The 25691-nt window shown below is 34.2% G+C and carries 20 protein-coding genes; 8 read left to right on the top strand and 12 right to left on the bottom strand.

Annotated features, from left to right (window positions below):
• The 3 genes from GON26_RS16060 to GON26_RS16050 are packed head-to-tail and all read right to left on the bottom strand — an operon-like array spanning window position 1 to window position 2073.
• Complete coding sequence (locus tag GON26_RS16060) at window positions 1–420, bottom strand: SufE family protein (RefSeq protein ID WP_160375790.1); 420 nt, start codon at window positions 418–420, stop codon at window positions 1–3.
• Window positions 421–422: 2 nt separating this feature from the next.
• Complete coding sequence (locus GON26_RS16055) at window positions 423–848, bottom strand: hypothetical protein (protein WP_160375789.1); 426 nt, start codon at window positions 846–848, stop codon at window positions 423–425.
• A gap of 10 nt (window positions 849–858) precedes the next feature.
• Entirely contained in the window at window positions 859–2073 is a 1215-nt protein-coding gene (locus GON26_RS16050) for an aminotransferase class V-fold PLP-dependent enzyme (RefSeq protein ID WP_160375788.1), read from the bottom strand.
• Between the two features lie 222 nt (window positions 2074–2295).
• Here GON26_RS16050 and GON26_RS16045 point away from each other — a divergent pair, with 222 nt between their 5' ends.
• A complete protein-coding gene (locus GON26_RS16045) occupies window positions 2296–3645 on the top strand; it encodes a serine hydrolase domain-containing protein (RefSeq protein ID WP_160375787.1) in 1350 nt (449 codons plus the stop codon).
• A gap of 154 nt (window positions 3646–3799) precedes the next feature.
• Here GON26_RS16045 and sufD read toward each other — a convergent pair whose 3' ends face one another.
• The 7 genes from sufD to GON26_RS16005 all read right to left on the bottom strand — a co-directional run bounded on the left by sufD (window position 3800) and on the right by GON26_RS16005 (window position 8764).
• Entirely contained in the window at window positions 3800–5116 is a 1317-nt protein-coding gene (gene sufD, locus GON26_RS16040) for a Fe-S cluster assembly protein SufD (RefSeq protein ID WP_160375786.1), read from the bottom strand.
• Window positions 5117–5182: 66 nt separating this feature from the next.
• Window positions 5183–5929 (bottom strand): Fe-S cluster assembly ATPase SufC, encoded by a 747-nt coding sequence (gene sufC / locus GON26_RS16035; RefSeq protein WP_160375785.1) that lies wholly within the window; start codon window positions 5927–5929, stop codon window positions 5183–5185.
• 13 nt (window positions 5930–5942) lie between these two features.
• Window positions 5943–6431, bottom strand: coding sequence for a flavodoxin family protein (locus GON26_RS16030; RefSeq protein WP_160375784.1), 489 nt, complete (start codon window positions 6429–6431; stop codon window positions 5943–5945).
• Window positions 6432–6539: 108 nt separating this feature from the next.
• Entirely contained in the window at window positions 6540–6710 is a 171-nt protein-coding gene (locus GON26_RS21825) for a type II toxin-antitoxin system YoeB family toxin (protein ID WP_160375783.1), read from the bottom strand.
• Window positions 6701–6898 carry a DUF2683 family protein gene (locus GON26_RS16015; RefSeq protein WP_160375782.1) on the bottom strand — a complete coding sequence of 66 codons (198 nt, stop codon included), beginning with the start codon at window positions 6896–6898 and terminating at the stop codon, window positions 6701–6703. Before GON26_RS16015 ends, GON26_RS21825 begins: the two co-directional genes overlap by 10 nt.
• Window positions 6899–6913: 15 nt before the next feature.
• Window positions 6914–8362, bottom strand: a complete 1449-nt coding sequence (gene sufB, locus GON26_RS16010; protein ID WP_160375781.1) for a Fe-S cluster assembly protein SufB — start codon at window positions 8360–8362, stop codon at window positions 6914–6916.
• Window positions 8363–8434: 72 nt separating this feature from the next.
• Window positions 8435–8764 (bottom strand): HesB/IscA family protein, encoded by a 330-nt coding sequence (locus tag GON26_RS16005; RefSeq protein ID WP_160375780.1) that lies wholly within the window; start codon window positions 8762–8764, stop codon window positions 8435–8437.
• A 295-nt stretch (window positions 8765–9059) separates the two neighbouring features.
• On the opposite strand from GON26_RS16005, the gene GON26_RS16000 reads away from it, so the two are divergent.
• Together GON26_RS16000 and GON26_RS15995 are read left to right on the top strand one after the other, a co-directional pair.
• Window positions 9060–9986, top strand: a complete 927-nt coding sequence (locus tag GON26_RS16000) for a hypothetical protein (protein ID WP_160375779.1) — start codon at window positions 9060–9062, stop codon at window positions 9984–9986.
• Between the two features lie 83 nt (window positions 9987–10069).
• Entirely contained in the window at window positions 10070–10927 is an 858-nt protein-coding gene (locus GON26_RS15995) for an MBL fold metallo-hydrolase (protein ID WP_160375778.1), read from the top strand.
• 74 nt (window positions 10928–11001) lie between these two features.
• On the opposite strand, the gene GON26_RS15990 is transcribed toward GON26_RS15995, so the two are convergent.
• Complete coding sequence (locus GON26_RS15990) at window positions 11002–16773, bottom strand: T9SS type A sorting domain-containing protein (protein WP_160375777.1); 5772 nt, start codon at window positions 16771–16773, stop codon at window positions 11002–11004.
• A gap of 301 nt (window positions 16774–17074) precedes the next feature.
• On the opposite strand from GON26_RS15990, the gene GON26_RS15985 reads away from it, so the two are divergent.
• Both GON26_RS15985 and GON26_RS15980 read left to right on the top strand, forming a co-directional pair.
• Entirely contained in the window at window positions 17075–18709 is a 1635-nt protein-coding gene (locus GON26_RS15985) for a S8 family peptidase (protein WP_160375776.1), read from the top strand.
• Between the two features lie 61 nt (window positions 18710–18770).
• The gene (locus GON26_RS15980) at window positions 18771–20651 is read left to right on the top strand and encodes a M1 family metallopeptidase (protein WP_160375775.1); all 1881 of its coding nucleotides are present in this window, start codon (window positions 18771–18773) and stop codon (window positions 20649–20651) included.
• 55 nt (window positions 20652–20706) lie between these two features.
• On the opposite strand, the gene hflX is transcribed toward GON26_RS15980, so the two are convergent.
• A complete protein-coding gene (gene hflX / locus GON26_RS15975; RefSeq protein WP_160375774.1) occupies window positions 20707–21945 on the bottom strand; it encodes a GTPase HflX in 1239 nt (412 codons plus the stop codon).
• A gap of 554 nt (window positions 21946–22499) precedes the next feature.
• Here hflX and GON26_RS15970 point away from each other — a divergent pair.
• The 3 genes from GON26_RS15970 to GON26_RS15960 all read left to right on the top strand — a co-directional run bounded on the left by GON26_RS15970 (window position 22500) and on the right by GON26_RS15960 (window position 25500).
• Window positions 22500–23279: a TatD family hydrolase gene (locus GON26_RS15970; RefSeq protein WP_160375773.1), complete on the top strand. Its 780-nt coding sequence runs from the start codon at window positions 22500–22502 to the stop codon at window positions 23277–23279.
• Window positions 23280–23342: 63 nt separating this feature from the next.
• Complete coding sequence (locus GON26_RS15965) at window positions 23343–24479, top strand: 1-acyl-sn-glycerol-3-phosphate acyltransferase (protein WP_160375772.1); 1137 nt, start codon at window positions 23343–23345, stop codon at window positions 24477–24479.
• On the top strand, window positions 24469–25500 hold the full coding sequence (locus GON26_RS15960) for an asparaginase (RefSeq protein ID WP_160375771.1): 1032 nt from the start codon (window positions 24469–24471) through the stop codon (window positions 25498–25500). Before GON26_RS15965 ends, GON26_RS15960 begins: the two co-directional genes overlap by 11 nt.
• Window positions 25501–25691: the final 191 nt, after the last annotated feature.

Here is a 25691-nt window from a genome sequence, read left to right as displayed (position 1 = left end):
TTAATTCTTTGAATTGAATGCCAAAGCGTACATTTTGATGTTTTTTATCATCGAAACCAATCCGTTTGCTCTTGTTGCCGATAAATGTTCTTTTAAACCTATTTCGTCAATAAAATCAGTATCGGCTGCTAAAATATCCGAAGCTTTTTGGTTAGAAAAAGTACGGATTAAGATTGCGATAATTCCTTTTGTCAAAATCGCATCGCTATCAGCAGTAAAAACGATTTTATCGTCATTTTCTTCGCCCTGCAACCAGACTTTAGACTGGCAGCCTTTTATTAAATTTTCTTCGGTTTTGTATTCTTCCTTGATTAAAGGAAGGGTTTTTCCTAATTCGATGATGTACTCGTAGCGTTGCATCCAGTCATCAAACATCGAAAATTCTTCTATTATTTCGTTTTGTATTTCTTTTATAGTCATAATTATTCTTCGATAAAACCAGTCAGCAAATTTACCAATTTTTCTATTTCCTTTGGAGGGAAACCATTGTCAAAACTGGTAGTTTCGTATGTTTTCTGATTTTGAATTATTTTTAAATTTGCGATAGCAGCACCATCATAAAAACGTTTTTCGGTTGGTGCTTTTAAGGTTGAGATGGTTTCTAAATTCACTTTTTCAAACTCAGCTACAATCTGATTCCATTTTCCGGCGTCGATTTTGCTTTCAACAGCATCTTGGCCTCTTTCGCTTTCAACCCAAACACTTTGATTTTGAACAGTGATTTTTTTATGAAAACCTCTGGACATTGCCGAATATTCGATTGTAGTGTTGGCCATGTCTGTTTTTTTCTGACTGGAACATCCTGTTCCGATAACCATTATCAAAAGTAAAAAAGATACTATTCTCATAAAGTATTATTTAGCTTAACATTGTTTTTGCTGTTTTTACGGCTTCGACCATTAGATTAATTTCTTCTTTAGTATTATAAAAAGAAAATGAAGCACGAATGGTTCCGGGAATACAAAAGAAATTCATGATGGGCTGTGCACAGTGATGTCCTGTACGAACCGCAATTCCTAATTTATCAATAATAGAACCAATGTCGTACGGATGAATTCCATCAATATTAAACGAAACTACCGAAGCTTTATTTTTTCCGGTTCCGTAGATTTTCAAACCTTCAATTTCTAACAAACGTTTGGTGGCGTGCGCCAAAAGTTCTTCTTCCTGCTTCTGAATATTATCGAAACCAATTTCGTTTAAATAATCAATAGCAGTTCCCAAAACAATTCCTCCAGCGATATTAGGCGTTCCTGCTTCAAATTTATGAGGCAAATCGGCGTAGGTGGTTTTTTCGAAAGTTACTTCTTTAATCATTTCACCACCACCCTGATAAGGAGGAAGCTTGTTCAGCCACTCTTCTTTTCCGTATAAAATTCCGGTTCCGGTTGGGCCACACATTTTATGTCCTGAAAAAGCATAAAAATCGCAGTCTAATGCCTGAACATCTGGTTTAAGATGCGGAACAGCCTGCGCACCATCGATCAAAACAGCAGCGCCAACAGCGTGTGCTTTGTCAATCATATATTTTATAGGATTGATGATTCCTAAAGCATTCGAAATATGATTTACGGTCACAACTTTTGTTTTTTCTGAAAGCAAAGCATCATACGCTTCCATAATCAGCTCGCCCTCTTCGTTCATCGGAATCACTTTTAAAGTTGCTCCCGTTTTCTCGCATAACATTTGCCAGGGCACAATATTACTATGATGTTCTAACGACGAAACAATTACTTCGTCACCCGGTTTTAAAATCGAAGCAAAACCATTAGTCACTAAATTGATTCCGTGCGTTGTTCCTGAAGTAAAAAGTACTTCGTGGGCAAATTTCGCATTGATATGTTCCTGCACTTTGCCACGTGAAATCTCGTAAGCATCAGTGGCTAATTGACTTAAAGTATGTACACCACGGTGAATGTTGGCGTTTATTTCCTGGTAATATTTCGCGTCAGCATCAATCACAACTTGTGGTTTTTGCGAAGTCGCTCCGTTGTCAAAATATACCAAAGGTTTTCCGTTTACTTTTTGTGAAAGTATCGGAAAATCAGCTCTTATTTTTTGAATATCTAGCATAATTTATTTAGAAAAATTCTAATTACAAAAGTACTAAAACTAAATTTGTTTCTACGGCAATTCGATAATTTCCTTTTATAGTAGCATCAATTGACTGTTGAAATAATAATTTTATAAGGTTTGAATCTTTTTTATGTGATATGTGAAATTTAATTCTGAAAAAGACATTAAAAACGTGAACATAAATTATTTATATTGCATTAAAAATAGCACTCACATTTTATGAAAAAAATCCTGAAACTACTTGGTCTTGCATTACTTCTTATCGTTTTTTATTATGGATTTACCACCTATCCTAAGCTTGAATTGATTTCCGGCTTTTCGGCCAAAAGTATCGCCTCGGGTCATTTTATCGATAATCGCTCAAAAGATTTAATCGAAAAAACCGATAATGATATTCCGCTACTCGATTTAGCAACCAACTCTATTGATGATGCAGGGAAATTTGCCACATCGGCTGTTTACGGTTTGAAAGAAAGAAAAGCAATTTATCGTGAAGGTTTGGGCGCTACTCTAATCAACGATGATTTTGATGTTTCGAAACCCTATTTGTTGCCAAAAAGAACCAAATTGGCGAGTAATTTACCTTTTCCTTACGGAAATAATGAACCGAAAGACACTACTTTTTCGAATGTTGATTATGCTAAATTAAAAAAAGCTGTTGACAATGCTTTTGATAAAAGTGGAGGCAAAGCCAAAAGAACTCGTGCTGTGGTAGTTTTGTATAAAGACAAATTGATTGCGGAGCAATACGACAAGAACTTCAATAAAGAAAGTAAAATTTTGGGATGGTCGATGACAAAAAGTATCACCAGTTCGGCTTTTGGGGTTTTAGCCAAACAAGGAAAAATTGATATTTACAAACCAGCTCCTATTAAGGAATGGCAAAATGATGAGCGCAAAAACATCACCATAAATGATTTGCTGCACATGAATTCCGGTTTGGAATGGGAAGAAAATTACAGTACGATTTGTGATGCGACCATAATGCTTTTTCAGTCTGAAGATATGGGGAAAGTACAAATGGATAAACCAGCACAATTCAAACCCAACACACATTGGAATTACTCTTCCGGAACGACCAATTTATTGTCTAGAATTTTAAGAAGCCAGTTTAAAACACAACAAGAATATCTTGATTTTTGGTACAGCGCCGTAATCGATAAAATCGGAATGAACTCGATGATTGTCGAGCAGGATATGACTGGAACTTTCGTAGGTTCGTCTTATGGATGGGCAACACCACGTGACTGGTCTAAATTTGGATTATTATATTTAAGAAAAGGCAACTGGAACGGAGAACAGATTCTGGATGAAAGCTGGGTAAAATATACTGCCACACCAACCAATACTTCCGAAGGAAAATATGGAGCGCAATTTTGGCTTAACGCAGGAGGAAAATTCCCAGATGTGCCTCGCGATATGTTTTATTGCAGCGGCTACCAAGGACAAATGGTAGCAATTATTCCGTCTCTGGATATGGTAATTGTGAGAATGGGTGTTAGAGAAGGTGATAAAAGCTTTGATTTTAATGGGTTTTTGAAAGAGGTGATTGATAGTGTGAAGCAGTAGATTGTTTTATTCCTGCAAGGTTTCCAAAACCTTGTAGGTATCGAAACTTGAGCATAATACCTACAAGGTTTTGGAAACCTTGCAGGAGAGCATAAAAAAACCGATAAACTTTATAAAAGCTTATCGGTTTTTATTTTGTAAAGAATTGAATTTTCTACAAATCAAATCCTAAATTCACACCCAGTTTCATGGCAATGATTTTAGTAATTCTTTGTTTTAATTCCGGTATTTTGATACTTTCGATAACAGCATTTGAGAATGCGTACATCAATAAAGCTTTTGCTTCTTTTTTAGGAATTCCACGAGATTGCATGTAGAACATAGCCGTTTCGTCTAATTGTCCAACAGTACAACCGTGAGAACATTTTACGTCATCAGCAAAAATCTCTAATTGTGGTTTTGCATTGATAGTTGCTTTATCGCTCAATAAAATATTGTTGCTTTTTTGGAAAGCATTTGTTTTTTGAGCTTCTTTTTCAACCAAAACTTTTCCGTTGAAAACGCCTGTTGAGCGATCAGAGAAAATTCCTTTATAATCCTGGAAACTTTCGCAGTTTGGTGTTGCGTGGTTTACCAAAGTATAATGATCAACGTGTTGTTTTTCTCCAATAATTGTAATTCCGTTTAGCGTACTGGTCAATCTTTCACCAAAGTGATAAAAGTTTAAGTTGTTACGCGTAAGATTTCCTCCAAACGAAAAAGTATGTACATAAACATGACTTTCTTGTTGTTGCGAAACGTATGTATTATCAATTAAATTGGCTTCGTTATTGTCGTTTTGAATTTTATAATGATCAACAATGGCGCGTTTTTGAGCAAAGATCTCCGTAACCGAATTGGTTAAAACTGGATTTTCGTTCAAACTTTGGTGACGTTCGATAATTTGAACATGTGAATTTTCACCCACAATAATCAAATTTCTTGGCTGAACCATTAATGCAGCTTCGTTTCCTGTCGAGAAATACATGATTTCGATAGGTTTATCGGCTACTTTCTTTTGCGGAATATTGATAAAAGCTCCTTCGCTTGCAAAAGCTGTATTCAACGAAGTCAAACTTTCGTCTTTGCTGGCAATTTGGTTGAAGTACTTGTCAATAACCATTTTATATTTTGGTTTGGTCAATGCCGATGACATCAAGCAAACGTCGATTCCGTCATGCGTTGTTGAAGACAAATGCGAACTGAAAACGCCATCGATAAACACCAATTTATAGGTGTCGATTTCGTGTAAAAAGTATTTTTTTACGTGGCTAAATTCGATTGCATTTTCTTGCTTTGGAAAAACGGTAAAGTCATTTTTTAAGATGGCGTTTAGCGATGTATATTTCCAAGCTTCTTCTTTTTTGGTTGGGAAACCTTTATTTTCGAAGTTTTTTAAGGCAGTTGTACGAATGTCATGCAAATCTGAATGCACATCAACACGCTCTTCAAAAGCCATAAAAGACGATACTAATTTTTCTTTTAAATCCATTTTTGTAGTTGTAAGTTATGAGTTATGAGTTATGAGTTTTTGCAAACTGTAAACTGTAACTGTAAACTAGTTTTCTGCTTTAATCCAGTCGTATCCTTTTTCTTCCAATTCGTAAGCCAGCTCTTTTCCTCCTGATTTTACGATTCTTCCGTTGTATAGAACGTGAACAAAATCCGGAACGATATAATCTAATAAACGTTGGTAGTGCGTGATAACGATAATGGCGTTTTTCTCGCTTTTTAATTTGTTAACTCCGTTAGCCACAATTCTTAACGCATCGATGTCAAGACCAGAATCCGTTTCGTCAAGGATGGCTAATTTTGGCTCTAACATTGCCATCTGGAAAATTTCGTTTCTTTTTTTCTCTCCTCCTGAAAAACCTTCGTTTAAAGAACGAGATAAAAATTTACGATCGATTTCTAATAATTCAGATTTCTCACGAATTACTTTCAACATTTCGTTGGCCGGCATTTCATCCTGACCGTTTGCTTTACGAGTTTCGTTGATCGCTGTTTTCATGAAGTTGGTAACGCTAACTCCAGGAATTTCTACAGGATATTGAAACGAAAGGAAAACTCCTTTGTGTGCTCTTTCTTCAGGAGCTAAATCTGCAAGATCTTCTCCGTCAAGAAAAACTTCTCCATCAGTAACTTCGTAGTTTTCGTTTCCGGCAATTACAGCCGAAAGTGTACTTTTTCCAGAACCGTTTGGTCCCATGATAGCGTGTACTTCGCCAGCTTTAACTTCTATATTAATTCCTTTAAGGATTTCTTTATCACCTATTGAGGCGTGAAGGTTTTTTATTGATAACATTGTTTTTTTTATTTTATATAAATGTCAATTCTATTTTTGTTGTTTGGTTTAGGATGTTGGCATTAAAATGCGCGTGTCCTAAATATTCCATGCCTAAATAATCGGCTGTTTTTTTGAACGGTATGTAAAAACTTTCTTCAATTTCGTTGTCGTGAGAATTTGATATCACGCCAATTTTCTTTCCTCTAAGTTTTCGTCCGGTTTCTTTTTCAATTCGGATTAAATCTGAAATTCTATCAAAGAAAACCTTCATAATTCCACTCATATTATACCAATATATAGGAGTAGCAAAAATTAAAGTATCGTACTTTTCGATGATTCCTTTTATTAAAGGTAGAAAATCGTCATCTATGTTTTTGCTTTCGTAATCATAATACGAAATCGTATAATCACTTAAATTAATTACATCTATTTCATGTTCTTTAGAAATTTCATCCACAATTTTTGTTGTGTTTCCATTTTTCCTGGATGAACCCAAAATGATGACTTTTTTATTTTCCATTCAATACTTATTCGTAATGTCCTTTTAATGAAGTATATCTAATATCTCGATTGTATTTTCTTCAGTAACTTTATAAATTATTCGATGTTCTTGATTTATTCTTCTAGACTATTTTCCAGACAATTCATATTTCAAAGGTTCCGGTTTTCCGATGCCTTCAAAAGGATGAAGTTGTATATCTTCAATCAAGGCGGTAATTTTATTCATAATTGCTTTATTTTCAGATTTTTTCCAAAATTCTCTGTCTTTCTGTGCCTTTTCAGAATAAATTACTTCCACAAATCTTCTAATTTTATTTTAACTCCTTTTCCATCTTTGATACTTTGTTCAGCATCTAAAATCTCTTTTACAAATTCTGGATTATATGGTTTTTCTTTATCTTCTATAATTTCAAAACCAAGGGATTTTGCCAGTGATTGAAAAACTGGAAAATCTTTTTTCTTTACATTTTTTAAGATGATATCCATAATTTTTGAATTTTATTATCCAACAGATCCTTCCAAGGAAATCTCTAATAATTTTTGCGCTTCAACAGCAAATTCCATTGGCAATTTGTTCAATACATCTTTACTGAAACCGTTTACAATTAAGGCAATCGCTTTTTCAGTTGGGATACCTCTTTGGTTGCAATAAAAAACCTGATCTTCTCCAATTTTACTTGTCGTAGCTTCGTGTTCTATTTTAGCCGATGGATTTTTACTTTCGATATAAGGAAAAGTATGTGCTCCACAATTGTTCCCCATCAAAAGAGAATCACATTGCGAAAAGTTTCTGGCGTTTTCAGCTCTTGCTGAAATTTGCACCAATCCACGGTAACTATTTTGTGATTTACCAGCCGAGATACCTTTAGAAATAATAGTCGATTTAGTGTTTTTTCCTAAATGGATCATTTTTGTTCCCGTATCGGCCTGTTGGTAATTATTGGTAACAGCGATAGAATAAAATTCTCCTACCGAATTATCTCCTTTTAATACACAAGAAGGATATTTCCAGGTTACAGCTGAACCGGTTTCTACCTGAGTCCAGGAAATTTTAGCGTTTGTTTCGCATAAACCTCTTTTGGTTACAAAGTTATAAACCCCACCTTTTCCTTCTTTGTTTCCAGGGAACCAGTTTTGAACAGTAGAATATTTAATTTCGGCATCATCCAAAGCGATCAATTCAACCACAGCGGCGTGCAATTGATTTTCGTCACGACTTGGTGCGGTACAACCTTCAAGGTATGAAACGTAACTTCCGGCATCAGCAATTACAAGAGTTCTTTCGAATTGTCCTGTTCCTGCCTGGTTGATTCTGAAATAAGTTGAAAGTTCCATTGGGCAACGAACGCCTTTTGGAATATAGCAGAAACTTCCGTCAGAGAAAACTGCTGAGTTTAATGCTGCGTAAAAGTTGTCTTTTTGAGGTACAACAGTTCCTAAATATTTTTTTACTAATTCAGGATGTTCTTTGATAGCTTCAGAAATCGGACAGAAAATAATTCCTTTTTCGGCCAATGTTTTCTTGAAAGTAGTAGCCACCGAAACAGAATCGACCACAATATCCATAGCGACATTGTTCATCATTTTTTGTTCATCGACAGAGATTCCTAACTTTTTGTACATTTCAAGAAGTTCCGGATCTACATCATCCAAAGTTTTGTTTGGATCTACTTGTTTGGGAGCCGAATAATACGAAATAGCCTGAAAATCAGGTTTTGTATAATGCACATTTGCCCATTCTGGTTCGATCATATCTTTCCAGGCACGAAAAGCTTCAATACGCCAGTCGGTCATCCATTGAGGCTCATCTTTTTTAAGAGAAATAGCTCTCACGATGTCTTCGTTTAGGCCAATAGGAAACGTCTCCGATTCGATATCAGTGTAAAATCCGTATTCGTATTCTTTAGTTTCGAGTTCGATTTTTAAATCGTCTTCAGTGTATTTTGACATTTTTTTGTTTTTTAAAACGCATTAGAAATTAGCTTTCCTTCCTGATGTGTTTAATTTTTTTTGATTCTTTATTTATAGCGAAAAAGATTCACCACAACCACAAGTTCTGCTTGCATTTGGGTTATTAAATACAAATCCTTTTCCGTTTAATCCTCCTGAAAACTCTAAAGTTGTTCCGGCAAGATACAGAAATGATTTTTTTTCAACTGCAATCGTTATATCGTTGTCTATAAATATTTTATCGTCGTCACCTTTGGTATTGTCAAATTTTAAATCATAAGACAAACCAGAGCATCCGCCACTTTTCACGCCTACTCTTACGTAGTCATGTGCAGCGTCAAAACCATCATCTTTCATCAAGTCGATGATTTTCTTTTTGGCAGTATCAGAAACCTTTATCATTGTGTATAGATTATGTCTAAATTATCCGCAAAGATACGACTTAAAAACCTTTTTCCATAATTCAATACATTATTATAACAAATGTTAAAATAGATAATATTTATTTGTAAACGGCAAATTATAAATAATTCTATTTATTAAAGAAAAATCATATATTTTTTGTAAAAAAGCGAAGAATTTAAGAAAATATGTAAGAATCAATACAGAAAAACTCAAAGATTAAGTTAAAAACACGTATAAATACGCATCTCACATGCTATTATAATAGTATTTTTGCACAAAATTGGGAGTAATTATGAAAAAACACTACAAGAACAAATGGTTAAAAGGAGCTTTTGCCACATTATTGGTTTTAGGAATAGGCGCTTCATTTTTTCTTTTTAGTAAAGAACTAAATGAAGGAGAATTACAATCAAAAACAGAAATCAATATACCTAAAGAAGCTCCAGATACTAAGGAATCTCTAGGTAAAAGAAACATATTAGATTCGTTAAATTTATTGAAACTTGCGTATGATGTCGCTTTGCTGGAAAAAACATCTTTATCGGAAGAGCTGGAATTTCAAAAAAGAAATGTTGAGAATTTGATGGAAATTATCAAAGCTTCAAAAGAACCGTCTCTTTCGGAAATTGATGTTTACAGGAGGCAGCTTTCGGAACTAAAAACAACATTAGACGCCAAGGTTTTAGAAATAAATCAGCTTAAATCTCAAAATAAAAAATTATTGACGGAGATAGAAACTCAAAACGTAGTAATGTATAAACAAAAAACTCAAAATGATACATTAGTTTCGAAACAAAAACAACTGGAATCTACTATAAAAGCAGCTGCCCGATTGTCTTTGAATAATTTTAAAGTAGTCGCGCTGAAAGAAAGCAGTTCCGGAAAAGAATCTGAAACGAAAAAAGCAAAACACACCAAAAAACTTAAAGTAAGCTTTTCGGTTCTTGCCAATGCAATTGCAAAAACGGGTAAAAAAATATTTTATATTCAGGTTTTAGATCAAAAAAATAAAGTTTTAGGTGAAGATAAATTAATTGAATTCGACTACGACAAGGCTTTGGTGTACAGTTTTATTGCCGCAGTCGATTTTCAGGGAAAAGCCGCTAACGTTTATGGAATTCTGAATGCAGACGAAAACCCATTTCAAAAAGGAACTTATTTTGTAAATTTCTTTGATAAACAAGAAATCCTGGGCAGCACGTCGATTACTTTAGAATAGGCTTTTCATTAATTTTTAAATTGAATTTTTAGCAAAAGGAATTTGGATTCCCTAGCTTTGTTTTCATCTTAGAAATTACACACATGAAACTTTACCCTATAGAATCCGGAAATTTTAAATTAGACGGTGGCGCCATGTTTGGAGTCGTGCCTAAAACCATCTGGAACAAAACCAATCCAGCAGACGCGAATAACCTTATTGATATTGCGGCGCGCTGCCTGCTGATTGAAGATGGAAATCGCCTGATTTTGATTGATACCGGAATGGGCAACAAACAATCTGAAAAGTTTTTTGGTTATTATTCGCTTTGGGGTTCACATTCTTTAGATACTTCTTTGGCAAAATATGGTTTTCATCGTGCCGATATTACCGATGTTTTTATGACGCACCTTCACTTTGACCATTGCGGTGGTAGTGTTCAATGGAATGATGCTAAAACCGGTTACGAACCGGCTTTTAAAAACGCTAAATTCTGGACCAACGAAAACCATTGGCAATGGGCAACGCAGCCCAATGCGCGTGAGAAAGCTTCGTTTTTGTCTGAAAATATTTTACCCATGCAGGAAAGCGGGCAACTTAATTTCATTCAAAAACCTGAGTCTGATTTTGGCTTTTCTAGCGAAATGAATTTTGGAATTTACTACGTCGATGGTCATACCGAAAAACAAATGATTCCGCACATTCAGTACCAGGACAAAACGATTGTTTTTTGTGCTGATTTACTGGCTACAGCAGGACATATTCCTTTATCTTATGTGATGGGTTACGATACGCGCCCATTACTGACTATGCCTGAAAAAGCAAAACTACTGAACGCTGCAGCAGATCAGAATTATTATTTGTTTCTGGAACATGATGCTCATAACCAGATTATAACGGTTGAACATACTGAAAAAGGAGTTCGTCTGAAAGAAGTTTTTACGTGTGAAGAAATCCTTTAAAAAAACTTTTATACATAAAAAAAAGTCCCATTTTCAAAGAGATGAAAATGGGACTTTTAATTTAGGATTATCGATTACTCTACTATAATTTTCTTAGCCGAAGCAGCATCTCCGCTAATTAAATAGATATAATAAACACCTTTTGAAAGACCAGACAAATCAATTGTATTGCTGGTGTCTCCAGAATCAAGGGTTACTGTTTTTACCAATTGACCCAAAGTGTTGTAAACTGTTGCTTTTTCTAAAGCAATATTATCAACATGTACCACACCTTTTGTAGGGTTTGGATACACGGCTACTAGATCAAAAACAGACTCTTCAAGACCTAATGTACAATTTGCTGAATACGATGCCGTATCATCTTTAAAAAATACGTCACTAGAAGCTGCAAAAGTTGGATTATCAACCATGATACAGGTTAAAGCCGGGTTTTTGAATACCAATGCGCCTTCAAAATTGATGTTATTTCCGTTTTTCAGATTTAATATTTTTAAGGCATTCTCTGAAGCATTGATGTAAACTAACTTCGTGTTTTTAGAAACATCTAAATCTGTCAATTGGTTTTTATTCGTCTGTAATGTGGTAAGCTCTGTATTTGCTGAAACATTTAAACTTGTCATAAGATTTCCGTGGCAATACAATTCTATCAGATTTAAATTTCCTGATAAATCTAAAGTTGTCAAATTATTAAACTGACAGTTTAAGTATTGCAATGAAGCGAAACCTTCAATTCCTGTTAGATCATTAATTTCGCTCAACTGAACGTTTAAGTCTGTAACAACTGCAATAGATGTCGTTAATACTTTTCCGTTTTTACCATCTTTATCAATTCCTAAATCAATTAATTTTTGTTCAAAATTTGGATCCGGAATCAAGGTAAAGTTGCTACAATCCTCTGCAAAAAAGGAGGTTTTGTCCAATTTACCATTCCAGTTATCATTAGAATACGTAACATCATCAACCTGAATACAGCTTAATGAAGGGTTTTTGGTGAAATTCACACTAAACCAGCCCAGATTGGTATTAAAACCATTTTTCAGGTTTAAAGAAGTCAAACTGTTATTAGAAATATTAATTGCAATTAAAGCCGGGTTCTTTGTTACGTCAATTACTGTAATAGCGTTATAGGAACAGTTTAACTCTGCTAACAATGGGTTTTTTGAAGGAGTTAAAGAAGTTAGTTCGTTTGTGTTGCAATTTAAAATAGTAAGAGCCGTGAAATCTTCAATTCCTGTTAAATCTTTAATGGCACTTGATGAAACATCTAAAGTTGTAACAGAAGCAATACTACTAGTTTTAACTTTTCCGTTTGGACCATCTTTATCAATTCCTAAAGCGATTAATTTATTTTCAAAATTAACATCCGGAATCGTCGTGTATTGCGCACAATCTACATTGTAAGTTGCCGTAACATCTTTTATCGCTGACCAATTAGCATCAGCATAAGCAATATCATCAACCTCGATACATTTTAAATTTGGATTGTTTACAAAATTAGAGTAGGTTAAATCTAAATTTACGTTGTTTCCGTTTTTTAAATTCAGATATGTCAAGTTATTGTTTTCGCAGGCTAGCTCCGTAATTTTAGGGTTGTTAGAAATATCAAGTCCTGTTATTTTATTAAAAAGACAATCTAACATATACAATTCCGGATTTTGCGATACATCCAAAGAGGTTATTTCGTTGTAATGACACATCAATACTTCAAGTAAAATGTTTTTCGAAACATTCAGGCTGGTAATTTGGTTGTAGTGACATGCTAATGAAGTCAAAAGTGTATTTTTCGACACATTCAGACTTGTCAGCATATTGTTTCCACAATTCAAATTCGTCAATGCTATATTGTTGTCAAGATTTAATTGTGTTAATTTATTAGCAACAATACTTAGGCTTTCTAATTGAGTGTTTTGCGACAGGTCGATCGCGGTTAAAGCATTTTTAGAACAGTTTAAAAAAGTTAAAGAAACAAAATCCTGAATTCCTGTTAAGTCTGCAATAGCACTATCTGAAACATTTAATTCTGTAACTGAAGCAATACTTTCGGTTTTAACCTTTCCGTTTTTACCATCTTTATCAATTTCTAAAGCAATTAATTTATCTTCAAAATTCGAATCCGGAATTAATGTGTAAGCTGAACAATCTACATTATAAGATGCTCCGGAATCTTTCTTATCGAACCAGTTGGCATCAGCATAAGCAACATCATCAACCCTAATACATTTTAGATTTGGATTGTTTGAAAAAAAGACATTCGTATTCGTCAATAAGGTATTAGTACCGTTTTTAAGATTTAAACTGGTAAGATTGTTAGAATGGCAAAATACTCTTGTCAACGCCTTATGTTGTGATAAATCTAATGATGTTATCGTATTGGACTGGCATTCTAAATGACTTAAATTTAAGTTTTTAGAAAGATCCAAAGAAGTTAACTTATTAGAATCACACTCCAGCCTCGTTAGTGCCAAATTTTTAGAAACATCTAATGAAGTCAATTGATTACCATAACAATATAAAACTGTCAGGGCAGTAAAATCCTGAATCCCTGTTAAATCTGCAATTACAGAATTATTCACGTTTAAATTTGTTATACTCGCTATGCTTTCGGTTCTAACTTTTCCGTTTTTACCGTCTTTATCAATATTTAAAGCAATCAATTTATCTTCAAAATTCGAATCCGGAATCAAAGTATAAGCAATATTTTCGGCACAAATTTCAGCATAACTGGATGTGGCATCTGTTGCATTCCAATTGTCTGTAGCATAAACAGCATTGTCAACCTGGATACAGCTTAAATTTGGATTATTAGTAAAATTACCAAAAATCATTCGCTGCATATTGGCATTATTACCATTTTTGATATTAAGATTATAGATGTTATTATTAGAACATTCTAATTCTTTCAGTATCGTATTTTTAGAAACATCCAGATTTGACAGTTTGTTAAAACCAATGTTCAGGATGGTAAGATTAGTGTTTTTAGAAAGATCAACTTTTGCAATCTGGTTAAAACTTGCGTTTAATTCGCTTAATGCAAGATTATTATCCAGTACTAAAGTACCAAGCTGGTTGTTGCTGCAATTTAAACTGGTCAAAAATAAATTTTTAGTCAAATCGATAGTCGTAAACTCGTTGTTATTACACACTAAAGAAGTTAACTCTGTAAAATCCTGAATACCCGTTAAGTCTTTGATGCTACTATTTGCAATATTTAAACTGGTAATAGTATTGATGCTGTTCGTTACTACTTTTCCGTTTTTACCATCTTTATCAATATTTAAAGCAATTAACTTATCTTCAAAATTTGCATCTGGAATAAGAGTGTACGTTTCAATAAAAGTACAAGTTCCAGAAAAGTTTGCAGTAACATCTTTTAAAGAAGTCCAATCAGAATTTGCATAAGCAACATCATCTACCTGAATACAGGTTAAGTTTGGATTGTTTTTGAAATCGCTGTTATTGTAGTACGTTATCAGATTATTATTGTTGCCATTTTTTAAATTAAGATTCAACAGCTTATTGTTTGAACAATTGAAAATAGTCAGGTTACTATTTTTAGAAACATCAATTGTTTCCAAATAATTAAAAGAACAATTTAATGTTTGCAGAACTGCACATTTTGAAACATCAAGCGTTTTTATTTGATTTCCTGTTAAGTCAATAGCTTGAAGCTTTGAGCCATTAAAATTTAGCTTTGTTAGTTTATTGATATTACAGTTCAAACTTACCAATTCAGCAGTTGCCGAAATGATTAGTGTATTTAGCTGATTGTAAGAGCAATTTAAAACTTTTAAATTATTGTTTTTAGAAAGGTCTAAAGAAGTTAATTTTCCATTCCCTCCGTTAGTTGGACTTCCGTTATATCCATTGCAATATAAATTTGTCAACGCTGTATTTTTAGAAAGATCTAAAGAGGTAATAGGATTGTTTGACGCGTTTAAGGTGCTTAGGGCTACGAAATCTTCGATACCAGTCAAGCTGGTAATCAAGCTGCCGGAAACATCCAATGAAGTTATTGAAGCAATATTACTGGTAATAACTTTTCCATTAATTCCATCGGCATCAAGACCAAGTGCGATTAATTTTTCTTCGAATTTAGAATCTGGAATAAGAGTGTAAATTTCACAATCAAGACTAAAACCAGCAATTGGATCTTTAATGGTTGTCCAATTTGCTGCTGCATCAACATCTGCTACCTGAATACAAGTTAACGACGCGTTATTTGATGCGTTTAATGAATTTAAAGCTGCGTTTTTAGAAAGATTTAATTTTGTAAGCGTGTTCCCTGAACAATTTAGTTCAGTCAAAGCCACAAAACCTTCAATTCCTTTCAAATCTGTAATGGCACTATTAGCAACATCCAGAGTCGTTACAGTTGCAATATTACCACTTAAAACCAATCCGTTTTTACCATCGGTATCAATTCCTAAATCAATTAATTTTTGTTCAAATTTTGGATCCGGAATAAAAGTGTATAAATTACAATCTGAATTAAAAGTAGCACCAGCATCTTTACTTGAAGCCCAATTTAAATCAGAATAGGCTGCATCATCTACCTGAATACAGCTTAAAGTTGGGTTCGTTTTCAAGAATAAAGATCCAGAAGTCATCAACTTATTCTTTCCGTTTTTTAAATTCAGACTCAAAAGAGCATTTGATGAACAATATAAAGTGCTTAAAAGTGAATTATTTGAAAAATCCAAACTGGTTATTGCGTTTGAAACACAAGACAGATAATTTAATTTAAGGTTTTTAGAAACATTCAAACTTGTTAATTGATTTGAATCACAAGTAAGTTTGGCCAAAGAGCTGTTTTTCGAAAGATCTAAAGCCGACAGAGGATTATATGAACTGTTTAAAGTAGCTAAATTTAAATGGTTCGAAAGATTGATAGTCGTAATTTGATTGGAGCTAAAGTTCAATATAGATAAAGCAGTATTTGCCGAAACATCTAAACTTGTCAGTTTATTTGATGCACAATCCAGCTGGTCTAAATTTTTATTCAATGAAACATCCAAAGTTGTTAGCATGTTTACTGCACAATCCAAATAGTTCAAAGAAATATTTTTTGAAACATCTAAAGTGGTCAAACTGTTAGCTGGACAAATTAATTTAGTCAGTACTGTATTAGCAGAAAGATCTAAACTGGTTATTTTGTTTGAATAACAACGTAATTCTGTTAAAAGTGTATTTGAAGAAACATTTAAAGAAGTCAGTAAATTGAAGTTACAATCTAAACTTTTTAAATTCGCATTTTTTGATAAGTCTAAGTCTGTAAGTTTATTTACCTGACATCCTAAGGTGGTTAATTTAGTATTTGCCGTAACATCTAATGATGTTAATGCATTGCGGTCACACCCTATATTAATCAGCAAATTATTGTTTGAAACGTCCAGACTTGCAAGTTTATTATCAACACAAGATAAGATCATTAGTTTTGTGTTTTTTGAAATATCAAGAGTATTTAACAGATTGTTACTACAGTCTAAATTATTTAATAAAGTATTTTGCGAAACATCCAGGCTGGTCAAAACATTTCGGTTACATGACAAGCTGGTTAAAGCTATGTTTTTAGTAACATCTAAGGTGCTTAATTTATTATTATAGCAAATTAAACTTTGCAGAGCTACGAAATCCTGGATACCGGATAAATCAAGAATAGAACTATTGGAAACGTCTAAAGTTTTAACACCAGCAATATTGGCAGTAAGAACCTGGCCATCTGTTGCTCCCGAATCAAGCCCTAAAGCAATTAATTTATTTTCAAAATTTACATCTGGAATCGCAGTGTTTTGGGCATAAATAGAAAAATTTGCTACTAATAGCAACAAAAGTAATTTTGTTCTCATAGATTAAGTTTAAGATTCGGAAGTGCAATTATACAAATTATAAATCATTTTCTTACTTCAGTATTGTTGTTAATTTGTTATTATTTTTTAAAATTATGCTGCATTTTTATGTAACAAATTACATTTTTATGCTATTTCCTTGTTATACTGCAAGAAAATAAGATTTAGTAGAAAGCTTTGAATGGAAAAAAAATCGCCTTTTAGAAAGCAAAAAAATCATAATTAGGTGTTAATCTCTATATATTTGTAACAAAAAATCATAATTTAGACCCATATATAAAGACAAAATAAATTTAACAATATGAATCATATAAAACCTTTTACTTTATCGGCCTGGATTTTACTTGCTTTAGCAGGCAGTGGTACACTGCAGGCACAAGTTTCAACTCCTAAAGAACCCATTGTAGCGCCTTTAGCTATTGTAAAAAAAGCACCCATCTCTGAAAATGATTTGAAAAGATGGAGTCATCTGGATCTTGTAAAAGACAGTATTCCAGGTATGAGTGTTGACAAGGCTTACGCCGAATTACTACAGGGGAAAACTGGAGCCAAAGTAATCGTAGGTATTGTAGATTCTGGTGTTGATATCGAACACGAAGATTTAAAAGGAATGATTTGGACCAATCCAAAAGAAATTCCAAACAACAATATTGATGATGATAAAAATGGTTTTATAGATGATATTCACGGATGGAACTTCCTTGGAGATGTTATTCATGAAAACCTTGAAATGACCCGTATCATTAAAAAAGCCGATGATGGATCTGCTGAATACAAAAATGCTTTGGCTCAGTATGATAAAAAATACGAAGAAGCCTTAAAAGATAAAGAGCAGGTAGATTTTTTATTGGAAGTTCATAACGTGATTAAAAAAGAACTTAATAAAACAACCTATAAAGTTGAAGATTTAAGCACCATCACTTCCACAGATCCTAAAGTTACGCAAAGCAAAATGATCATGACCCAAATTTTCACTAATGCGGGACCTACTTTTGATCCGGAAGCTGAACTTGAAGAATATAGAAAACAAGTTTACGACCAGTTAAATTACAACTTAAATAAAGAATTAGACAGTCGTAAAATTTTAGGCGATAATCCTGATGATATCAAAGACAAAAAATACGGAAATAATGTTGTTTTTGGTCCGGATAAAGAAGAGGCCCTTCACGGTACGCACGTAGCCGGAATTATTGCTCAGGTTCGTGGTAATAATTTAGGTGGAGACGGCGTAGCTACAAATGTCGAGATTCTTACGGTAAGAGCTGTTCCCGACGGAGATGAATACGATAAAGACATCGCATTAGCCATTCGTTATGCTGTTGATAATGGCGCAAAAGTAATCAACGGAAGTTTTGGAAAAAGCTTTTCACCACACAAAAAATGGGTGTATGATGCCATAAAATATGCTGCTAAAAAAGATGTTTTAATTGTTCATGCAGCGGGTAATGACGGTTATAATATTGATGAAACTAAAAACATCAATTACCCAAATGATTCTGAAGATAACATCAAAGAATTTGCTGATAACGTAATCACAATTGGTGCAATTAATAAACAATACGGAGAAACTGTTGTTGCTGGATTTTCAAATTTCGGAAAAATAAATGTTGATGTTTTTGCTCCTGGAGAAGAGATTTACGCTACAGTTCCTAATAACAAATACAAATACTTACAAGGAACTTCAATGGCTTCACCAAATGCTGCCGGAGTTGCCGTTTTAATCCGTTCGTATTATCCAAAATTAAAGGCAAAACAGGTAAAACAAATTTTAATGGATTCCGGAGTTGCGCTTCCTGAAAAAGTGGTTCTTGGCGAAAGCGAAAATCCAGACGAAAAACCAGTGGCAATTTCTTCTGCAGAGTCATCAAAAACTGCAAAAATGGTCAATGCTTATAACGCTTTGCTTATGGCAGAAAAAATTTCTAAAAAGAAATAACTAGAAAAAATACTAATCCAATGGAAGGGTGGCAACTCTTCCATTTTTTATTATATTAATCATGCGAAAAATTATTTTATTATCCTTTTTGAGTTTTGGTTTAAACTCAGCTTTTGCCCAAAACGCTCCGTATTGGCAACAACATGTTGACTATAAAATGGAGGTGTCGATGGACGTAAAAAACTATCAGTACAAAGGGAAACAAGAGTTAGTCTATACTAATAATTCATCCGACACTTTGAAAAAAGTGTACTACCATTTGTTTTTTAATGCTTTTCAGCCAGGAAGCGAAATGGATGCGCGCCTGCATTCGATAAAAGATCCTGACGGAAGAATGGTCACTAAAGTAAAAGGCGCTGATGGAAAAGACGTTAAACAAAGCCGAATCGAAACCCTGAAACCTAACGAAATTGGGTTTTTAAAAATAACCAATTTCAAACAAGATGGTGTTACGGCTCAAACCAGAACTTCAGGAACAATCTTAGAAGTTACTTTGGCTAAGCCCATTTTACCCAATTCTAAAACTACTTTTACTTTAGATTTTGACGGACAGGTTCCGGTTCAAATTCGTCGTGCTGGAAGAAACAATTCGGAAGGAGTAGCATTGTCTATGTCGCAATGGTATCCTAAATTAGCCGAATTTGATTTTGAAGGCTGGCACGCAGATCCTTATATTGCAAGAGAATTTCATGGGGTTTGGGGTAATTTTGATGTAAAAATTACTATCGACAAAGAATATACAATTGGAGGTTCCGGATATTTACAAAACAAAAATGAAATTGGTCACGGATATCAGGATTCAGGCGTTACGGTTGTTTATCCTAAAAAAACCAAAACATTAACCTGGCATTTTGTAGCGCCAAATGTTCATGATTTTACCTGGGCAGCTGATACGGAATATACACACGATATCGTAAAAGGACCAAATGATGTTGATGTACATTTCTTTTACAAAAACAATCCAAAAGTTACCGAAAATTGGAAACAATTTGAACCTTTAATGGTAAAAGTAATGGATTATTATAACAAAACAGTTGGAGCTTATCCGTACAAACAATATTCGTTTATTCAGGGTGGTGATGGCGGAATGGAGTATGCCATGTGTACTTTGATGTTAGGAAACGGAACTCTGGAAGGACTAACCGGAACGGGTGCTCACGAATTAGGACATTCCTGGTTTCAGCATATTTTAGCTTCTAACGAATCAAAACATCCTTGGATGGATGAAGGATTTACAACTTATATTCAGGATTTGGCCGAAAATGAATTAAAAGGAGATAAAAAAGAAGTAAATCCATTTAAAGGAAATTACAATGCTTATTACAGTTTGGTAAATTCTGGGAAAGAGCAGCCTCTAACAACACACGGAGATCGTTACGATGAGAACAGACCTTATAGTATTGCAGCTTATGTAAAAGGCAGTATCTTTTTGTCGCAATTAGTTTATGTAATCGGGCAGGAGAATTTAGATGCTACGCTGAAAAGATATTATACTGATTTTAAATTCAAACACCCAACTCCTAATGATATCAAAAGATCAGCTGAGAGAGTTTCGGGAGCAGAATTAGACTGGTATTTAACTGATTGGGCACAAACGGGTAATACAATTGATTACGGAATTAAAGATGTCGCAGATAATGCCGGAAAAACAATCGTTACCTTAGAAAGAATTGGCAGAATGCCAATGCCAATCGATTTGACCGTTGAATACACTGACGGTACTACTGAAAGTTTTTACATTCCATTACGAATGATGAATTTTATCAAACCTAATCCTAATCCAAACGTAAAAAGAACGGTTTTAGAAGACTGGGCGTGGGCTATGTCAAACTATAGTTTTACCATTGATAAAAGTAAAACTTCCATCAAGAAAATCACTATTGATCCAAGTGGCTTAATGGCTGATGTGAAGCAAACTAATAATGTTTTAGAAATAAAATAAAACAATTAGAACATAAAAAAAACGGCTTTTGAAATTAATCAAAAGCCGTTTTTTATTATTCATCTTCTTTCTCTTCTTTTTCAATAGCATCCTTATAATCAGGATACAAAAACTTATTATAGGGAAATCTCGTGATATGAATCTGGCGAACTGCTTCATAGACTCTTTCTCTAAATTCCTCAAAGTTTTCCTTATTAGTTGCCGAAATAAACAACGCATTCTCTTCACCCAAACGGTGCATCCAGGTTGCTTTCCACTCATCAAGTGTATAATGCCTTGGTGTTTTCTCGGTCATTAAATCATCCTCGTCAATCGTAAGATGTTTGTACGCATCAATTTTATTAAAAACCATAATAACCGGTTTCTCATGCGCTTTAATATCCTGCAAAGTCTGATTGACAGATGCTATATGATCTTCAAAATCAGGATGAGAGATATCAACAATGTGTAATAACAAATCGGCTTCACGAACTTCATCCAGTGTGCTTTTGAAAGAATCTACCAATTGTGTTGGTAATTTACGAATGAACCCAACGGTATCCGAAAGCAAAAAAGGAAGGTTTTTAATCACCACTTTTCGAACTGTCGTATCCAGAGTTGCGAATAATTTATTCTCAACAAAAACATCACTTTTCCCAACAGCATTCATCAAAGTCGATTTTCCCACATTGGTATAACCTACCAGGGCGACACGTACCATCGCACCACGATTACTACGCTGAACGCCCATTTGTTTGTCAATCGTCTTGATTTTTTCTTTCAGCAACGAAATTCTGTCACGAACAATACGTCTGTCCGTTTCAATCTCGGTTTCTCCGGGTCCACGCATACCAATACCCCCTTTTTGACGTTCAAGGTGGGTCCATAAACCGGAAAGTCTTGGGAGTAAATAAATACATTGCGCTAGCTCAACCTGCGTTCTTGCATAAGAACTTTCGGCTCTTTGCGCAAAAATATCCAGAATCAAATTGGTTCTGTCTAAGATTTTACAATCTATAATTTTTGAAATGTTTTTTTGTTGCGATGGCGATAATTCATCATCAAAAATCAAGGTCGAAATATTATTCTCTTTTACATAAAGATTGATTTCGTCTATTTTCCCTGTCCCCATAAAAGTTTTAGGATTCGGACGTTCCATTTTTTGCCAAAAGCGCTTAATAACTTCACCGCCAGCGGTAAAAGTCAAAAACTCTAATTCGTCAAGATATTCGTTAAGTTTTTCTTCACTTTGATTTTGAGTTACAATACCAACAATGGCGGTTCTCTCAAAATTTATAACTTCTTTTTCTAACATAATATTGAATAAGCTACAAATTTAGTGATTTGTAAGGTACCAAAGCATATGTAGGAACGCTATTTTTGCTTGCTTTTTCATCTTTGGCTAAAAAATTAAACACAAAATACACAAGAGCTCTAAGTTTTTTAAGCCACAGATTAAAAGGATTTTAAAAAAATCTGCTCAATCTGCAAAATCTGCGGGGGAAAAAAACCGTTTCTGTTAGATTCAAATTTTTTTGTTTCCATTTTCCATTCCAATTGACCGCAGAGGCACACAGCAGTGCGTCTTTTAGGAGCGGTGGTCCTGCGGCAAAGGCACAAAGGCTCTAAGTTTTAAAGCCACAGATTTAAAGGATTAAAAGGATTAAAAAAAAATCTGCAAAATCTGCGGGAGAAAAAAATGCGATGGATACTGCTTTAATAAAAGAGTTTGTAGAAGTTTCACCGTAATTAATCCTTTAAATCTGTGGCTAAAAAAAATAAACGCAAAACACATAAAGTAAATTTAACTTAAATCTGTTTGCTACTTTGCCGAAAAACTTCGCAACTTTGTACTCTTAAACTTTGAATTTGGAAACCCAAACAATAATCACCGATACACACACGCACTTATATTCTGAAGAATTTGATCAGGATCGTGACGAAATGATACAGCGAGCTATAAATGCCGGAGTAAAACGCTTTTTTATTCCTGCCATCGATGCTGCTGCAACGCAATCTATGTATGATTTAGAGCAAAATTATCCAGATTATGTTTTCCTGATGATGGGGTTGCATCCCACTTACGTGAAAGATAATTATCTGGACGAATTGAAACATGTAGAAGCAGAACTGGCAAAAAGAAAGTTTTATGCCGTGGGCGAAATCGGAATTGATTTGTATTGGGATAAAACGCATCTGAAAGAGCAGCAAATCGCTTTCAGAACCCAAATTCAATTAGCTAAAAAATACAAATTGCCCATTGTAATTCATTGCCGTGAAGCTTTTGATGAAATTTTTGAAATTTTAGAAGAAGAAAAGTCAGCAGACTTATTTGGTATTTTTCATTGTTTTACCGGGACTTACGAACAGGCACTTCAGGCAATTTCGTATAATATGAAATTAGGAATAGGAGGAGTAGTAACTTTTAAAAACGGAAAAATTGACCAGTTTTTAGATCAAATAGATTTGAAACATATTGTTCTCGAAACCGATTCTCCTTATTTAGCTCCAATTCCTTTTAGAGGAAAAAGAAATGAGAGCAGCTATTTGGTGAATGTAATTACTAAATTAGCTCAAATTTATCAGGTAACAGAAGCTGAAATAGCCACAGTTACTACGCAAAATTCCATCGATGTTTTTGGGATTTAATCGACAAGTAACAATTGTTTAATTTTTTTTTTGTTCTTTTGCCCACTAAAATAGATATTTATAATGCAAAAATTTGATGCCATTCGACCTTTTTATGATTCTGAAATAAATGAAGCACTTCATGGTGTTGTCAATCATCCGATGATGAAAGCCATGATGAATTTTACTTTTCCGGAATTAGAAGACCAGGTTTGGAAAGATCAATTGAAGAAAACACATTCGATTCGTGATTTTCAGTGCAATTTTATCTACGAAACCATTCAAAAAGTTCTCGAAAGAAGTTCTGAAGGATTAACAACTTCAGGTTTCGAGAAACTGGAAAAAAACACCTCTTACTTATTTGTTTCTAACCACCGTGATATTTTATTAGACACGACGTTGCTTAATGTTTCCTTATTTGATCATGGTTTGGTTATGACGGCATCGGCTATTGGAGATAATTTGGTTAAAAAAGCATTTTTGAGCACACTGGCAAAACTGAATAGAAACTTTTTGGTTTTAAGAGGTTTAACGCCAAGAGAAATGCTGCAAAGTTCTAAATTACTTTCAGAATATATGGGGCAGTTATTGCTTCGTGAAAACCGTTCGGTTTGGATTGCACAAAGAGAAGGACGTACCAAAGACGGAAACGATGAAACCAATCCAGGTGTTCTTAAAATGATCGGAATGGGTTCTGATGAAGCTAATCTGATGGATTATTTTAAGAAAATTAAAATTGTTCCGGTTGCTATTTCGTACGAATACGACCCAACAGATGTTTTGAAAATGCCGCAATTAATGGCAGAAGCAAACAACGAAATTTACATCAAAGAAAAAAACGAGGATTTCATGACCATTTTGAGTGGTATCATGGGAACTAAAAAAAGAATACATATTTCAGTTGGTGATGTTTTAGACACTGAAATTGACCAAATTGTTGCAGAAAACGACAATGCAAACAAGCAGATTCAGGCTTTGGCGCAAGTTATTGATGATGCAATTCTGAAAAATTATCAGTTATGGCCAACGAATTTTATTGCGTACGATATTGTAAATCAAACGGATAAATTTTCGCATTTGTACAAAGAAAACGAAAAAATGCTTTTTGAGCGTCGTTTAGAAATGCGTATTGGCAGTGATAATCCTGTTACAAGACAAGGGTTTTTATCGATGTATGCTAATCCGGTTGTCAATAAATTAAAATACCAGGATGTCATCTAAAGCTAAAATATTGCTGATTTATACCGGTGGAACCATTGGTATGAGCAAGGATTTTGAAACGGGCGCACTCAAGGCTTTTGATTTCGGAAAATTATTAAAAAATATTCCTGAAATCAAACAACTGGATTGCGAAATCGAAACGGTATCTTTTGAAGATCCGATTGACTCCTCGAACATGAATCCGGCGATGTGGACAAAGATTGCCGAAATTATCGAAAGTAATTATAATACTTTTGACGGATTTGTAGTTTTACACGGTTCCGATACCATGTCGTATTCCGCTTCAGCTTTGAGTTTTATGCTAGAGAATTTGGCTAAACCAGTGGTGTTTACTGGCTCGCAATTGCCTATTGGTGATTTGCGTACCGATGCCAAAGAAAACCTGATTACAGCCATCCAGATTGCTTCGCTGCAGGAAAATGGCAAACCTGTAATTACAGAGGTTTGTTTGTATTTTGAATACAAATTATATCGCGGAAACCGAACTTCAAAAGTAAATGCAGAGCATTTTAGAGCCTTTACAGCACCCAATTACCCTGAATTGGTGGAGTCTGGAGTTCATCTTAAATTAAACACACATTTATTTCTTCCAATAAATAAAGATGCAAAACTCATTGTACATAAAAATCTGGACAATCACGTAGCAATCATCAAAATGTTTCCCGGAATGAGCGAAACGGTTTTGGCTTCGATTTTGGACATCAAAGATTTAAAAGGAATTGTACTGGAAACCTACGGCGCCGGAAATGCCCCAACCGAAGACTGGTTTTTAGATTTGATTAAAAAAGCCATTCAATCCGGTTTGCACATTGTCAATGTTACACAATGTTCAGGCGGAAGCGTGAATATGGGTCAATACGAGACCAGTACGGTGCTGAAATCCCTTGGCGTGATTTCCGGAAAAGATATCACTACTGAAGCTGCTATTACCAAATTGATGTATTTGCTGGGACATAATATTGCACCAAAAGACTTCAAAGATATTTTCGAAACTGCTTTGCGTGGGGAAATATCTTTGTAAATAAAATTCCAATATTTTTAAAAAATTGCTTCGCCTGTTCGCTATCGCCCGGGTCCAAATTCCAAAAAAAACGAAAATATTCTTTTTGAAAACGAATGCCCTAGCCCCGATAGGAGTGGAAATCCTTTTGTTTTTTTCTTTAAAAAACAAAAGATTGCAACGGATAGCGGGATTAGCTCCTGAAAAAAAAT

The organism is Flavobacterium hydrocarbonoxydans (genome assembly GCF_009789235.1).
GTDB lineage: Bacteria > Bacteroidota > Bacteroidia > Flavobacteriales > Flavobacteriaceae > Flavobacterium > Flavobacterium hydrocarbonoxydans.
The sequence above is the reverse complement of the archived record's forward strand: the minus strand, read 5'-3'. Positions and strand labels throughout refer to the sequence as shown.

Bases quoted from the DNA above. Each gene is read 5' to 3' on its own strand.
- sufD (WP_160375786.1), bottom strand. From the start codon at position 5,116: ATGGATTTAAAAGAAAAATTAGTATCGTCTTTTATGGCTTTTGAAGAG.
- sufB (WP_160375781.1), bottom strand. From the start codon at position 8,362: ATGTCAAAATACACTGAAGACGATTTAAAAATCGAACTCGAAACTAAA.
- GON26_RS16060 (WP_160375790.1), bottom strand. From the start codon at position 420: ATGACTATAAAAGAAATACAAAACGAAATAATAGAAGAATTTTCGATG.
- GON26_RS16030 (WP_160375784.1), bottom strand. From the start codon at position 6,431: ATGGAAAATAAAAAAGTCATCATTTTGGGTTCATCCAGGAAAAATGGA.
- GON26_RS15995 (WP_160375778.1), top strand. From the start codon at position 10,070: ATGAAACTTTACCCTATAGAATCCGGAAATTTTAAATTAGACGGTGGC.
- hflX (WP_160375774.1), bottom strand. From the start codon at position 21,945: ATGTTAGAAAAAGAAGTTATAAATTTTGAGAGAACCGCCATTGTTGGT.
- GON26_RS16045 (WP_160375787.1), top strand. From the start codon at position 2,296: ATGAAAAAAATCCTGAAACTACTTGGTCTTGCATTACTTCTTATCGTT.
- GON26_RS16015 (WP_160375782.1), bottom strand. From the start codon at position 6,898: ATGGATATCATCTTAAAAAATGTAAAGAAAAAAGATTTTCCAGTTTTT.
- GON26_RS15960 (WP_160375771.1), top strand. From the start codon at position 24,469: ATGTCATCTAAAGCTAAAATATTGCTGATTTATACCGGTGGAACCATT.
- GON26_RS15985 (WP_160375776.1), top strand. From the start codon at position 17,075: ATGAATCATATAAAACCTTTTACTTTATCGGCCTGGATTTTACTTGCT.
- GON26_RS16050 (WP_160375788.1), bottom strand. From the start codon at position 2,073: ATGCTAGATATTCAAAAAATAAGAGCTGATTTTCCGATACTTTCACAA.
- GON26_RS15980 (WP_160375775.1), top strand. From the start codon at position 18,771: ATGCGAAAAATTATTTTATTATCCTTTTTGAGTTTTGGTTTAAACTCA.
- GON26_RS16005 (WP_160375780.1), bottom strand. From the start codon at position 8,764: ATGATAAAGGTTTCTGATACTGCCAAAAAGAAAATCATCGACTTGATG.
- GON26_RS15965 (WP_160375772.1), top strand. From the start codon at position 23,343: ATGCAAAAATTTGATGCCATTCGACCTTTTTATGATTCTGAAATAAAT.
- GON26_RS16000 (WP_160375779.1), top strand. From the start codon at position 9,060: ATGAAAAAACACTACAAGAACAAATGGTTAAAAGGAGCTTTTGCCACA.
- sufC (WP_160375785.1), bottom strand. From the start codon at position 5,929: ATGTTATCAATAAAAAACCTTCACGCCTCAATAGGTGATAAAGAAATC.
- GON26_RS16055 (WP_160375789.1), bottom strand. From the start codon at position 848: ATGAGAATAGTATCTTTTTTACTTTTGATAATGGTTATCGGAACAGGA.
- GON26_RS15990 (WP_160375777.1), bottom strand. From the start codon at position 16,773: ATGAGAACAAAATTACTTTTGTTGCTATTAGTAGCAAATTTTTCTATT.